Genomic DNA, 447 nt, shown 5'->3' with positions numbered 1-447 from the left:
GCCGCTTGAGGATCGGCAGCGTCGGAATGGTGCCGACATCGTCGGCGATCAGATCGGCACCGGTCAGCACCGCTTCCACGCCCGGCATTCCCTTCGCCGCCTCGGTGTCGATCGAGACGATGTCGGCATGCGCATGCGGGGAGCGCATCACCACCAGCCACAACGCGCCATCGGCGGCCTTGTCGTCGAGATAGCCGCCGTGCCCGGTGAGCAGGCGCTGATCCTCGAGACGCTTGACGGGCTGGCCCGCACCGAACCGCATGGAGCCGGGGAGAATGTTCATGCCGTTTCCTTTTGTTGCTTGCTTGGCCGCAGTTTTAGCGGAGAACCGAGCGGTACGCCAAGAGGGGCGCCTCTTCTCCCCTCCCCCTTGCGGGGAGGGGGCGGGGGTGGGGTGCCACGAGCGAAGCGGTGCGACCGTCAACGTGACAACGGCAGAGTTAAGAC

1 pseudogene is annotated in these 447 nt (G+C 66.2%); it reads right to left on the bottom strand.

The features are described from left to right. Positions 1 to 283 (bottom strand): annotated as a pseudogene (locus tag DY467_RS25610) (xanthine dehydrogenase family protein molybdopterin-binding subunit); the annotation flags it as partial. Positions 284 to 447: the final 164 nt, after the last annotated feature.

This window comes from Rhodopseudomonas sp. BR0G17 (assembly GCF_010907025.1).
Lineage (GTDB): Bacteria > Pseudomonadota > Alphaproteobacteria > Rhizobiales > Xanthobacteraceae > Rhodopseudomonas > Rhodopseudomonas palustris_H.
This window is presented reverse-complemented; position numbering and strand designations above follow the sequence as displayed.